Below are 12,714 nucleotides of genomic sequence, written 5' to 3' on the forward strand. Positions count from 1 at the left end.
AGCGTCAGAGGGGCGAGAAGCCCCTATGAAAGTGTCGTGTCCAGGGGCAAAGACACATAGACAACGGAATTTCCGGGACACGAGACTAACGCGCTCCGCTTTGAAGAAGATGGCTTATCGCGGGAGGCCGACATAGAGATGCATGGGCAGTTGGAATTCCCCGCATACGAACCATCACCCTCCGATCATTCCCGAATGAGCTTCATCTCCCGGCCGTATCCTGCGCGTAAATCCACAAAAGGAGAGCGAGTTTGAGGGGCGCCGTCGCGATGGTTCTTGCCGGAGGCAGGGGCGAGGCCCTCACTATCCTGACGAAGCACAGGCCGTCTTCGGCTCTGCCATTCGGCGGGAGGTACAGGATAATAGATTTTGCCCTCAGTAACTGCGTGAACTCCGAGATCTTCAGGATCGGAGTTCTGACGCAGTACTCACCTGTTTCGCTGCGCGACCACATAGGCATAGGCCAGCCGTGGGATCTTGACAGAAGAGACGGTGGTGTGAAGCTTCTTCAGCCTTTCGTCAGGAGCGATCGAAGCAACTGGTATCGCGGCACGGCGGACGCCATCAGGCAGAACCTGCACGTAATTGACAGGTCAGATGTGAAGACCGTGCTGATTGTCTCGGGCGACAGCGTTTACAAGATGGACTACAGCGAAATCCTCTCATTCCATCAGAAACGCGGTGCGAAGGTTACGCTTGTTGTCACTCCGGTGTCGAGAGAGAAATCGGACAGGTTCGGAATGGTCGACCTGAATGCAGACTCCCTGGCGACGTCGTTTGAAGAGAAACCGTTGAACAAAAGAGAAGGGCTGGCTTTCACGGGAATCTACGTCTATGATGCGAAACTCCTCACAAAGGAAGTTACGTCAAACCCGGGGCTCTTTGACCTCGTCAGGAATTTCGTCGTACCTATGATCGAGAAGGGAGAACCGGTCCTTGGCTATGTTTTCCGGGATTACTGGGAGGACATGGGAGAGATATCCGCCTACTACGATGCCAACATGGCGCTTCTTTCCAAGAATTCGCGGTTCAACCTTTACGATCCTGATTGGATAATCTACACGAAGAGTGAAGAGAGGCCGCCTGCCAAGCTCGGAGCCGGAGCAGAAGTGTCTGCCAGCCTGGTTGCCAATGGCTGCGAAATAGAAGGGACGGTCCTGAACTCAATCCTCTTTCCGGGCGTGGTCGTTGGAAGAAACGCACTGGTCAAGGATTCGATTCTCATGCACGGGACGGTGGTCTCAAGGAATGCAAGAATCGAGAAAGCCATTCTTGACAAGAGAGTCCGTGTTGGAGACGCGGCAGTAGTTTCGCCGGAAGGGGATCTTTCACCAAATAGCCGGTTTCCGGCATATCTCTCCTCCGGCATTTCTATTCTCGGCAAGGGAACAGTCGTTCCCGGTGGCTTCCGGATTCTGGGAAATTCTATTGTCGAGGGCGATCTCGGCCGGCTTCTGCCTTCTAAGGAGAGCGAGATTTGCTCCGGGAGCTGTTTGATCGAGGAGAAGAAATAGGGCGATGGGGCTTGAATATGCAATGATTCTTGCGGGAGGTATGGGGAAGAGGCTGTGTCTTCTCTCGGAGGGAAGGGCGAAACCGGCCGTTCCTTTCGGCGGAAAGTACAGGATCATAGATTTCACTCTAAGCAATTGCGTGAACTCCGGAATCTATGACATTGGAATCCTCACCCAGTACCGGCCCGGGTCCCTGCATGACCATATCGGGATTGGCAGGCCGTGGGACCTCGACAGAAAGAACGGTGGTGTGAAGGTCCTTCAGCCGTATATCGGTTGGAGGGAAAGCGATTGGTACAGCGGTACGGCCGACGCCGTCTATCAGAATCTTTCGGAAGTGACAGACAGGGGAGTGAAATACGTTCTGGTTCTCTCCGGCGACCACGTTTACAGCATGGACTATGGGAGACTCTTCCGATGTCACATCAGGGCAGGAGCAGAGGTTACGATTGGCGTGGTCGATGTTGACAGGAGCGAGACGAAACATCTGGGGATGGCTGAGCTGGATGCGGACGGGAAGGTCCTGGGCTTTGAGGAAAAGCCTGAGAGCGCAAGGTCTCTTACGGCTTCTATGGGAATCTATGTCTTTACTGCCAGCGCCCTCATCGAGGCCCTGAAGGAAGATTCCAGGGATGAACACAGCAGGCATGACTTTGGACGCGACATACTTCCTGTCTTCGTGAAAAAGGGGACTGCCTATGGATTCAGATTCAGAGGATACTGGCAGGACATAGGCACGCTTGATTCGTACTTCAGGGCAAACCTTGACCTTGTTCACAAGAGTTCGTTGATCAAGCTTGAACGCGGGAGATGGGTTGTGCATACCCGCGATCTGGATATGCCGCCCGCAAGATTCGGAAAGAAGTCAGTTGCAAGAAAAAGTATCATAGCAGGGGGCTGCGTGGTTAACGGCTCCGTCACTGAGTCTGTCCTTTTTCCGGGGGCCATTGTTGAAGAGGGTGCCCGCGTTACGAACTCAATCGTTATGAACGATTGCTGGATCGGGCCCGGTGCCATTCTTGACAGAGTGATTCTCGACAAAGAAGTTCATATTGGAAACAGGTCGGTCATTGGTGCGGGCGAGGAGATGACACCGAACAAGGAATGTCCGGAGCACCTCAGCAGCGGCATAACAATCGTCGGGAAGAATGCAATTCTACCGGATGGCATAGAGGTAGGGAGAAACTGCAAGATCTATCCGGGAGTCAGGCCGCATAATTTCCACTCTGCAAAGATAGCGAGCGGTGAGACGATTCGTGGAGAACTACTGAAGTTGTGGAGCTGATGGATGAAGTGAGTCCTTTGAATCCTTCCTGCTGGCGCCCCCCATTGAAATGTTCATGTGCCCCGGAACAGTCACTGTTTCCCCGATAGCGAGCTTGTGGTTCTTGCTGAATCCGTTTGTCTTGAGAAGCTCGTCTAAACTCACCCCGAATCTCCTGCTGAGGCCATATAGAGTATCGCCCCGCCTGACCTTGTACTCGAAGCTGCCGGAGCTCGGGGATGAGTCCCGAGACGGCCCCACGGCGGGGGAAGCCGCATTCTTGGATCCCGGGATGGAAAGAACCCCGCCCGCCTTGATCATTGAGGATTCTCCCAGGTGATTTGCCCTTCTTAAGGCAGATAGCGAAACACCAAGCTCGGCTGCTATTCCGCTCAGCGTATCCCCTTTCCTCACCACGTATTTGCCTGCCTTTGTCTTTGGTTCGTCGGAAGGGACAGGCGAAGGGGGAATTGAAGCCAGTCTTGCCAGGCACAGCTCTCCGGTCCCCGGCGGAACCCTGAGCGTAACGCCGGAAGCTCCAGGGGGCGTCCTCTGCCGGAGAAGTCCCGGATTCAGGGCTTTTATTGCTTCAAGCGGGACGTCGCATATAGATGCCACGGTTTTCAGGTCCACAAGCCCGCCAACAGCTATCTCGTCAAATTCAAGAGGATCATCATATTGCACGTTGAATCCGTACTGCGAAGGGTTCTTGGAAAGAATTAGCGCGGCCATGAACTGCGGCACATATTCCCGGGTCTGCCTGGGCAGCCGCCTGAGCGACCAGAAATCCGAGGTTCCATGCCTTCTCATTGCGGATAAGACGTTATTCTCGCCGGTATTGTACGATGCCACAGCGAGAGGCCATGACTGGAAGAGCTCGTACAGGTGCTTGAGGTACTTGGCAGCTGCGACCGTTGATTTGACGGGGTCTCTTCTCTCGTCCACCCAGCTGTTCATGGTAAGATCGAATAGTCTTGCAGTCCCCTTGATGAACTGCCACGGTCCAACTGCGTGCGCCCAGGATCTTGCGTGAACGTTGAATCCGCTTTCCACAAAGACAAGCGCCGCAAGGTCGCTGGGAATGCCTTCACTCGTGAGAATATCGGCCATGAGATTCATGTACCGGCCAGAACGCGCAAGATAGCGCTCGAATACTTTTCTTCCGCCGCCTGTGAAATAGTCTATCCACGCAAGAACCTTCTCATTGACCTCTGGAACAAAAAGGAGCTCGCTGCTCCCGATGTACGTCGAGTCAGGAGGAGGCGGACCCATGCTGGGCTCATACCTTTCACTTTCCCTGCGCGGAGGGCCGTAAACGTTTTTCTCGGAAGATAACGAGGGACCGGCAGCGGCAGCGGGCTGAGCCGCTATCTGCGAGCTCAAGAAAGGGACTGAACCGAGCAGCAAAACAACAGCACAAACGAATATCTTCATTCTCCTCCGGTCAGACATAGTATTCTGCCAAATAGGTTTCACGTTTCTGGGAAAGCCGGCGACCACTTAAGTCAGGCCAACTATTGCCGATAATCTCAACAGGAGGATAACCCGAGGATGACTTGTCGCCATGTTACAGAAACCATTGAGATAATGCAAGCTTTTTTTCGAGATTGACCGGTTGTGCAGCCAAAGACACGAAATTCTGACAAACTACGACATTTGTGAAATCTGAAGACTACAGGGTCAATGCATCGGTAAGGGCTGTCCTCGTGAAACACTGGGTGGACACCTCCAAGATAGACTATGGAACGGTAAATGGGGTCGTCTACTTGAGAGGTATTCTGAGGCGCGCGTACGGCCGTGAGCGTCTCATGGATGAGTGCATTGACAATTTCGCGCTCACCCTCGTTCGGGTGGTCGAGGAGGAGATTCGAAGAATTCCGGGCGTGCGTCATGTGATGTTCAAACTGGCAGATTTTGCGAAGGAGGGAGGCCTTTGGAAACGGAAGATAAGACTCTGATAAGAACAACCTTCGAAAGAACACTCGAAGAAGCGGAGGAAGTGCTGGCGGGAGAAACTGCCGAGCATCCTTCTTATCCGGACTTGCGCAACAGACTTGGCCTTCTCCTTTTCTTCAAAGGCGAAGAAGGCAGAGGACGCGAGCAGTTCGAGAGGGCGATATCCGTCAATCCGGACTATCTTTCAGCGCTCTCGAATCTTGCTCACTGCCACCTGAGATCGGGTGACTTGAAGAGCGCCTCCCGCTGGTTTCAGAGGGAGATTGATATCTTTCCCTTTGCCAGCAAAGGTTATCTCGACATGTGGAACTTCTTCCAGACGACAGGAAAATTCGAGGAGGCGGAAAAGGTTGCAATGAAGGGAGAAGAGCTTTCACCCGGGGATCCCTTCGCTCCCTACCTCCGGCTTCGGACGGCGGTGAAACGGAAGAGAATGAAAGATGTAGATGAGCTCATCAGCAGGCTTGAACAGATGGCACACGGCAACAAGATATTCCCGTTCCTTGATGCGGGTTTTTCCCTCGAAGAGATTGACACCAACTCAAATCTCTTTGAATTGTTTGAATACCTGGCGTTTCTGAGTGCGAAGAACGGACGGATTGCCGAAGCCAGGGAGTGGCTCATCGAGGCACAGAAGGTGAGACCGCGGCTCGGTGAGCACATGCTTGCCCTTGCCTTGCTCTCGGAAGTCAGCGGCGACGAGGACGGGACCTTGACCTACAAGAAGAAGGCGGCCGCGCTGAGCCCGGCTTCGCCGGAGTGCTGGAGCTCCCTGGCATTTGAATACAGCAAGCGAGCTCTTCCAGACAAGGCACTGATAGCATTTGTCAGGGCTCTGGAGCTGGCCCCGAACTATGCTGATCTCCAATTCAATTGCGGTTTGGTCTATCTCGAAGAGCGTAATCTTGAGAAAGCAGTCGGAAGATTCAGGGAAGCGCTTCACATAAATCCCGGCTATACGTTTGCCAGAAACAGTCTGGCTTCCACACTGGCCAAGCTGGGCAGGGTGGATGAGGCGCTGGAGGAATACGAAAAGACCATGAGGGCCGGCCTTGAATCTCCCGATGTCTGGGTCTCGACTGCAAGGCTTCATCTCAAGAAAGGGAACTCCTCCGACGCCATCATGTTCCTGAAGATGGCCGCCGAAGACAAGACGGGCTATCCGCATGCGTCCGCACTTCTTGCAAGAACCTATGGAAAGCTCGGAGATATGGAACTGGAGAGAGAGTGGCGGAGGAAATTCATGTCCGCCCGCAAAGGAAAATCCTCCGTAACCACAGTTGACACAAAATAGCACGAAGTGTGAACTATTGGATTCACCGGGAGCCTCAACACATTAGAATCCCCGACCGGCACCAAGCTTGCTGATAGCCCTTGATGTGCCCCTTCTGAAAATTGTACCGCCTCTGCTTCTCGGAATATTTCTAGGTAGAAAATTCGCGCCGGAGGGTTTCCTTCTTTCAGCAGCATCGCTGGCCTTTCTTTTGCTGGGAAGCCTCCTCTCCGTGCCGGGCAAGAGGCGGCCGCTTTCAATTGCCGCAAACCTCTTGTTCCTCCTGTCAGTTGTTACCGCCGGAGCTCTGAGGTATCAGCTAAGTACCCCTCGGGACGGAGGTGGCGCCCTTCGGGAGAATTCGGGCCATGAATGCACGGTCGTCGGAAGAGTCTCCAGCTTTCCGGTGGTAGAAGAGGGCACGACCAGCTTCAAGCTCGAAATTCTCCAAACCAAAAATGAAGACTCTGGAGTTTCACGCAGGCATCTTTGCGCAAGAGCAGTCCTTGCCGGAAAATGGCCCACCATCCGCTACGGAGACGTGCTGAAGGTCAAGGGGGTTCTGGAAGCGCCAGCCACACAGAGGAATCCAGGGGGCTTTGACGAGAAACGATACCTGCTCGAAAGGGGAATGTCTGCGAGGTTCAGAAATACGAAGCCGTATGCCGTTGAGCTGGTTGGGAGAGGTTTCGGGAATACATTCCTGGGCAATGTTTCGCATCCTCTCAGGGTTTTCTTCGAAGGCAGCCTCTCGAGAAATATCACGGGGGAGCCTCTTTCACTTCTCAAGGGCGTCATATTCGGAGAAGACAAGGAAATCTCTGATGAGACAATGCTCGAGTTCAGGCGCACAGGCATTGTGCACATTCTCTCGGTATCAGGTCTTCATGTTGGCATCGTGTCCGCATTCGTAATGTTCCTCTCACGGCTCTTTGGGTTCAGTACGCGTTCAGCCGTGATAGTCACCGGTATCAGCACCTGGCTGTATGCTTCACTTTCAGGGTTCTCGCCGCCAAGCGTAAGGGCCAGCATCATGGTGAGCGCGGTGATTGCAGGTTTCCTGATGAAGAGATTTGTCTCGGTGCGGAACTCTCTTCTCTCCGCCTGTCTTGTAATGCTCGTCATTAGACCCTCCAACATCTGGGACATCGGATTTCAGCTTTCGTTTCTCGCGACAGCAGGAATTCTGTTTCTCTCCAATCCACTTGAGAGAATCTTTCTGAGACGCAAAGCGATCAAATGTGAACGCTTTCTTATTAAAGGAATCGTTGTTTCCGTCTCCGCGCAGCTTGCAACCGCCCCTCTCCTCATGTACCACTTTGGCTTCGTCAGTTTTTCGGCCATCATTGCAAACATAATCATCGTTCCCCTGGCGGCACTGCTCCTTCCGATTGCTCTGGTTACTCCGATGGCTGCGGTCCTCTCATCAACATGCGGCGAGATGATGTCTGGCTGTGTCTGGTTTCTCACAGAAGCTGTCCTGCTCTCGACTGCAACGTTGTCGAAAATGCCTTTTGTGTTGCCCTATGTAGTAAAACCCCTTGCCTGGCAGGTCGTCCTCTACTATGGCGGAGCCATTCTTATTGCCTCAAAGAAAACTGATGTGAGGAGGACCTTGATTGGCCTCGCAATAGTCATTCTTTCCGGCACGCTCATGCTCCTCGGTGTTCCAAGAAAGAGAATCACGGGTTTTGAAGCGAATTTTCTTGATGTCGGGCAAGGAGACTGTGCTGTCCTTCTTTTCCCTGCGTGGAAGACCGTTGTGATAGACGGAGGCGATGTGAAGGGTGGCTATGATGCAGGGGAGAAGGTTCTCATCCCATTCCTAAGGGAGAGGCGGATAAGAAAGGTCGACCTCGCTGTAGTTTCTCACTGGCACACGGATCATGCGGGCGGACTCCGTGCATTGGCAATGAGAGGAATGGTGCGAGAAATTGCGGAACCTGGGTTCTACGCCGGAGACAGCGCTTCGGTTCAATTGATGAACGACATCCGATCCAAGGTCCCGACATTCGTACCGGCTTGGGGAGAGACCCTGCTGGAAGAAGAAACATCCAGAATCATTGTTGTCCACCCTTCTCCGGAGTTCGCAAGCGACCTTCAGGATACGAGCGATTTCGCACTGAACGAGAAGTCGCTGGTCGTCCGCGTGGAGGTTCGGGGGTTCGATCTTCTTTTTGCGGGAGATCTTTCGTCAAAAGGGGAGGACTGGCTCTTGAGCGAAAAAGCCCTCAAATCCGTCCAGGTTCTCAAAGTTCCACATCACGGAAGCAGGCACTCGTCAACGGAGCAGTTCATCCGGACATTGGCGCCTTCACTATCCGTGGTGTCTGTCGGCAAGAACAATAGATTCGGGCATCCCTCAGAAGAGGTGATTCGAAGACTTAATCATGCGGGGCGCGTCCTCAGAACCGATGCTGATCATGCAATACGGGTCTATGCCGACCACGGCCAAATGCGCGCAAGAACCATGAGGAAACAGAATGAAGATGTTTTCAGGATTTCTTTCCCTGGACGAACCTTCCCTCCAACTTCTTCATTATCTGAGGAAGAGTCGTGTACTCCATCTCGGAAAGAGGGAGCCTGTGCGGCTCAAAAGGACCGTGCCTCCTCATATAATCAGCCACTTCCATAGCCTTTTCCCTGGTCAGGTCAAAGCTCGGGTCTCTGAACATGTCAACCGGACCTTCAAGCTTCCCTTCGTTGAGCTGGAATCCGGCGGCTATGACTCTCGGGGGGCCGTCGAATCTCGTTGGAGTCGCGTCCGTGAATGAAACGGGCATGAGAGGACCACAGTGGGAGCCTCTCATCCACCCCTCAACAAGGTGCGGGAAGGCGAATCCCTCGAGTATCTCGCCAACTGCCGGAAAGCCGCTCTGCGACCTGGCTATCATTACAGGGTCATCCTTGCCAACGTATTTGCCTGCGATGAGACTTAGTCTCTGCGTGGAAGCGGCCGCTGCTATCTCGCCGTCCGATTTCCTGTGCACGTAGCTGACCATGAACCTGGCTGACGCTCCCAGGAAAACAAGGAGATCATAGAGTTCTTCGGGTGCGTTCAGCACGATTGACTTGTTTTCAATCACATCGAGAACTGTGAACGAGAATCCCCCGTGCATCGATGGGTCTATGATAAGCCCCGCCGTAGTGAACGCGTCAGCGAACATTCTGAAAAGTGGAAGGTTCCACGCTCCGGGAGATGTCTTGTCCGCCATGAAGATGATTACCGGCTCACTCTTCCTTTCGACGAATTCCATCTCTGCGACGCCAGGTCCCATGCCCTTTACCGTTCCGCTGAAAGCATCCGAGAGGAGGTCCTGTCCGGCTCCGTAAAGCTTGAGTTTTTTTGCCACTTCAGTCGCTTTCACGAAAACATCCCATGCGAGGGAATGTATCTCGTCAGATTCCACACCTTTTGAGTGAGTCATTACAAGTTCGAGATCGTCTCCACATGCAAGGACACAGGAATCAATGACAAGGCCTTTTGATTTCGCCTCAATCAGACACTCCTTTCCGCAGTCCATCAGCGCAGGATGCATGCTGGAATGGCCGACATAGCCTCCGACATCGGCCTTTATGACACTCAGAGTGACTTTGCCGAACTTCATTTCTCCTCGATTATGATATTACCGCTCTCGTCGACCCTTCCGACCACGGCAAGCGAGTAGTTGTCGGGATCCAGATATTTTCTGGCGACCCTCTGAACGTCACCGACGGTAACACTCCTTATGAGACCAGGATACCTGGATATGTAGTCATCCCCCAGGCCGTAGAACGACGATTTGAAAAAGTAGGTGGCAAGCTGATCGTTGGTCTCAAAATCGAAAACATAGTTTCCCGTAAGGTACTTCTTGGCATTCTCGAGCTCTTCCTCTTTTACAGGTTCGTCCCTTATTCTCCTGATCTCGCCAAGGAAGCCGTCAAGGGCCTTATCCTTGTTCCCGGGGGACGTTCCGATGTATGCAACGAAAACGCCAGGGTCGATTCCGCTCGAACGGGTTATATCGCTGTACACGGAGTAAGCGAGTCCCTGTGTGTCCCGCAGGTTGGAGATTATCCTCGACGTGAAAAGTCCGCCGAACCCAAGAATCACGTCCATGGCTTGAAGAGCGTAATAATCCGGGTTGTCGCGGGTTATGCCAAGATGCCCAAGATAGACGTTTATTTGTTCCTTCTCCATCTTCACGAATTTTGTTCTCTTCTCCTGTTGTCTCACCGCAAGCGGTATGGATGGAGGGAGGAACTTCTCTTTCTCCCACGTACCGAAATACTCCCTGACTTTCTTTTCCACCAGAGAGCCATCGACATCTCCGACAACAATGAGAAACGTATTCTGCGGCAGATAGTAGCTCCTGTGAAACTTCCTCAGGTCATCCGCCGTGATAGAACTCACTGTGGATTTGTAACCCTCCACTGGATGGCTCAGCGGGTGAGTCCCATAGACGATTTCATTGAAGCTCCTTCTCGCAACCAGGCGCGGGTTGTCGTCTGAGGCCCTGATTTCCGCAAGAACCTTGTTCTTCTCTTTCTCAACGGATTCATCCTGGAAAGCAGGATTCCTGACGAGATCGGAAACCAGAGAGATGCCCAGGTCAAAATCCTTTGAGAGAAGCGAAGCCGAGACCGAGCTGAAAGAAACCGATGCATCCGATGATATGTTTCCCCCGACAGATTCGATATCCTCTGCTATCTTGAAGGAAGTTCTCTTCTTTGTTCCTTCCTTGAGCATCCTGCCGGCCAGCGATGCAAGTCCTGCTTTGCCCTCGGGATCGTTCCTGGAGCCGACCTTAACATATGCACCTATTGAAACAGAAGGGGTTGTCGCCTTTCTGTACGTGATAAGCGTGAGTCCGTTGGGCAGCACTTTCTTTGTAGGTTTTGGCGCCTTGAAAAGGCTTGTGCTCTTTGGATGCGCGGCATCCTTGGCTGACGGCACTACTTCGTGCTTTGATACGGCGGACTTCTCGCAAACGGACGGAGGAAGTCTGAGCAAGCCGGCACCATGCCCATACAACTCGAATCCAGATTGCGGACGGTTTGTTCTCTCGAGAGAGCCAAAAGCTTCCCTGAATGATTCTTCTCCCCGAGGATTGGAAGAAGTCTCAGGTTCCGGCATGAGCCAGCCAACGATCCTGTTTTTCCTGACGAAGTACTTTGCAGCCGCGGCCTTTATGTCATTTGGAGTCACTCGATAGATGTTGTCGAGATAGGTGTCGAGGTACGTGTGGCTCAAGATAGTCTCAAACGCTCCGAGCCTCACCGCCTCACCCCAGGTCGATTCCGACTCCATGATGAATTCGGACTCTGCCAGCCTCTTCGCCTTGAGAAGCTCATCCGCGCCGACCTCTTCATCCGAAAGCCGAACCAGTTCGCTCACAATCACTGATTCCGCGAAAGCCGGGGAAGCATCGGGCTTGAGCTCGCAATTCACGACGAATAGGCAGGGATCCTTGAAGTCGTATCTCTGCACATCGACCGATGTTGCCACGCGAAGCTCTTCAACAAGTTTCTGATAAAGTCTTGAGCTTCTTCCCTGGGCCAGAAGCTTCTGGCTGAGAATGAGCGGGAAGTTGTCCCTATTCCCCGCCTCAACTGCATGGTGGGCCACGGAGACCCGCGGCACGTTGGCACTCATCTCGAGAACTACTCTTCTTTCACCAACCTGGCGGGGTTCGACAGTCGCCGCCCTCCGGACAGCCGGACCCGTCTCCTTGCCTCCGAACAGCTCCTCGATTTTCTTAAGGGCTTCCTTTGTATCAAAGTCGCCCACGATAACCAGCACTGCATTTCGAGGGGTGTAGAACCTGCTGTAGAAAGAAATCATGTCATCTCTAGTAACTGTCTCGAGGTCGGACATCCAGCCGAGCGTCGGATGATGATAGCCGTGGGCCTTAAACGCTATGGCGTCAAGCTCCTCGGAAAGAGCCTCCTCAGGAGTGTCCTCTCCGATTTTCCTCTCTTCTATGACAACCTTTTTCTCAGACTCGAACTCCTCGGAAACGAAAAGACATCCATTCATCCTGTCAGCTTCAATCTCAAGGGCATCCAACCATCTATCTGACGAGAATTCGAAGAAATACGCAGTGTAATCTGTCCAGGTAAAGGCGTTGTTGATTCCCCCGTTCTTGAGCGTCGTGAGATCTATCTGACCTTTTCCGTACTTGGAAGTTCCTTTGAACATCATGTGTTCAAGGAAATGGGCGATACCTGTCTTCCCGAAGTCTTCGTCCTTTGAACCGGCCTCATACCAGATCATGGAGGTTACAATTGGGGCGGAATGGACCTCGCTGAGAAGAACCGTCAGGCCGTTCGGCAAGACCTTCTTGGTTACAGGAGCTGCGGACGATGTGTCCGGAGCGAGTGAAAGGCTTGGGATAATGAGAAAAAGACACAGAAAATGCAGAAACAGCTTGCCTGCCAATGAGTTGGTTCGCATGTCATCTTGCTCCTTCTTCTTTTGCCGCAAAAGGTGAATGAGGGGACAAAGCAGCGCCAAAGGATACTTTCTTGAGACGCCTGATGTCAACAGGAAACACGCCTGTTGTTGGACGTCTGAATTGTCCGCCTTCTTGGATGTCTGAACTGATCGCGTCAGTCGGCGGGCGAGCCTGTGTTTCGGGGGAAGAAAGATTCTGGGTGCGTTTCGCTGTGCGCTATGGTATAATACTGATGCGCGTAGAACAAATGGGTCCCCGCCTCTTGGTTTC

7 protein-coding genes and 1 pseudogene are annotated in these 12,714 nt (G+C 52.9%); 5 read left to right on the forward strand and 3 right to left on the reverse strand.

Going from position 1 to position 12,714, the window contains the following annotated elements; genetic code table 11:
• Window positions 1-251: 251 nt before the first annotated feature.
• A complete protein-coding gene (gene glgD / locus QME66_02085; protein ID MDI6807757.1) occupies window positions 252-1,514 on the forward strand; it encodes a glucose-1-phosphate adenylyltransferase subunit GlgD in 1,263 nt (420 codons plus the stop codon).
• A gap of 4 nt (window positions 1,515-1,518) precedes the next feature.
• Window positions 1,519-2,799, forward strand: a complete 1,281-nt coding sequence (locus tag QME66_02090; protein ID MDI6807758.1) for a glucose-1-phosphate adenylyltransferase family protein — start codon at window positions 1,519-1,521, stop codon at window positions 2,797-2,799.
• On the opposite strand, the gene QME66_02095 is transcribed toward QME66_02090, so the two are convergent.
• On the reverse strand, window positions 2,779-4,212 hold the full coding sequence (locus tag QME66_02095; GenBank protein ID MDI6807759.1) for a LysM peptidoglycan-binding domain-containing protein: 1,434 nt from the start codon (window positions 4,210-4,212) through the stop codon (window positions 2,779-2,781). The two genes, QME66_02090 and QME66_02095, sit on opposite strands and share 21 nt — an antisense overlap.
• Before the next feature lie 224 nt (window positions 4,213-4,436).
• Between QME66_02095 and QME66_02100 the strand changes: the two genes are divergently transcribed.
• The 3 genes and pseudogenes from QME66_02100 to QME66_02110 all read left to right on the forward strand — a co-directional run bounded on the left by QME66_02100 (window position 4,437) and on the right by QME66_02110 (window position 8,414).
• The gene (locus QME66_02100; protein ID MDI6807760.1) at window positions 4,437-4,736 is read left to right on the forward strand and encodes a hypothetical protein; all 300 of its coding nucleotides are present in this window, start codon (window positions 4,437-4,439) and stop codon (window positions 4,734-4,736) included.
• Complete coding sequence (locus QME66_02105) at window positions 4,712-6,028, forward strand: tetratricopeptide repeat protein (GenBank protein MDI6807761.1); 1,317 nt, start codon at window positions 4,712-4,714, stop codon at window positions 6,026-6,028. Before QME66_02100 ends, QME66_02105 begins: the two co-directional genes overlap by 25 nt.
• 85 nt (window positions 6,029-6,113) lie before the next feature.
• Window positions 6,114-8,414: pseudogene (locus QME66_02110) on the forward strand (DNA internalization-related competence protein ComEC/Rec2).
• Between the two features lie 88 nt (window positions 8,415-8,502).
• On the opposite strand, the gene fbp reads toward QME66_02110, so the two are convergent.
• A complete protein-coding gene (fbp, locus tag QME66_02115) occupies window positions 8,503-9,615 on the reverse strand; it encodes a fructose-1,6-bisphosphate aldolase/phosphatase (protein ID MDI6807762.1) in 1,113 nt (370 codons plus the stop codon).
• Window positions 9,612-12,443, reverse strand: a complete 2,832-nt coding sequence (locus tag QME66_02120) for a pitrilysin family protein (GenBank protein ID MDI6807763.1) — start codon at window positions 12,441-12,443, stop codon at window positions 9,612-9,614. Before QME66_02120 ends, fbp begins: the two co-directional genes overlap by 4 nt.
• Window positions 12,444-12,714 lie beyond the last annotated feature (271 nt).

The organism is Candidatus Eisenbacteria bacterium (assembly GCA_030017955.1).
GTDB lineage: Bacteria > Eisenbacteria > RBG-16-71-46 > JASEGR01 > JASEGR01 > JASEGR01.

Excerpts from the sequence above, each read along its gene's own strand:
- QME66_02090 (MDI6807758.1), top strand. The coding sequence starts at position 1,519 with ATGGGGCTTGAATATGCAATGATTCTTGCGGGAGGTATGGGGAAGAGG.
- QME66_02095 (MDI6807759.1), bottom strand. The coding sequence starts at position 4,212 with ATGAAGATATTCGTTTGTGCTGTTGTTTTGCTGCTCGGTTCAGTCCCT.
- fbp (MDI6807762.1), bottom strand. The coding sequence starts at position 9,615 with ATGAAGTTCGGCAAAGTCACTCTGAGTGTCATAAAGGCCGATGTCGGA.
- QME66_02120 (MDI6807763.1), bottom strand. The coding sequence starts at position 12,443 with ATGCGAACCAACTCATTGGCAGGCAAGCTGTTTCTGCATTTTCTGTGT.